Raw genomic sequence first — 400 nt, 5'->3', positions numbered from 1 at the left:
TGCGGTCAGCGCCTGGTTCGCGGCGAGTTGCTGCTGCGCGGCTTCGAGCGCGGCTTCGGCGCTCTTTTCGGCGTCGCGGGCGTGCGAGATTTCTTCCTGCGAAACCGCGCCCGTCTGCGCGACCAGCATGCGGCGGCGCAGATCGTCCTGCGCGCGCGACAGGTCGGCACGACGCACGGCGACCTGCGCTTCGTACTGGCTGTCGTCGGCGAAGAGGCCGCGCACCTGGCGCACGGTCTGGCCGAGATTCGCTTCGGCCTGTTGCAGCGCGATGCGCGAATCGGCCGGATCGAGCATGACGAGCGGATCGCCGCTCTTGACCGTTTGCGTGTCGTCGGCGTTGACCGAGACCACCGTGCCCGTGACCTGCGGCGTGATCTGCACGACGTTGCCGTTCACG

General features: G+C 69.0%; 1 protein-coding gene. It reads right to left on the bottom strand.

What is annotated here, in order from left to right:
- On the bottom strand, positions 1-400 hold a 400-nt coding region (locus U4Y88_RS37635; protein ID WP_321790144.1), incomplete at both ends, for a biotin/lipoyl-binding protein.

This window comes from Paraburkholderia sp. J94 (genome assembly GCF_905220285.1).
GTDB lineage: Bacteria > Pseudomonadota > Gammaproteobacteria > Burkholderiales > Burkholderiaceae > Paraburkholderia > Paraburkholderia tropica_A.
This window is presented reverse-complemented; position numbering and strand designations above follow the sequence as displayed.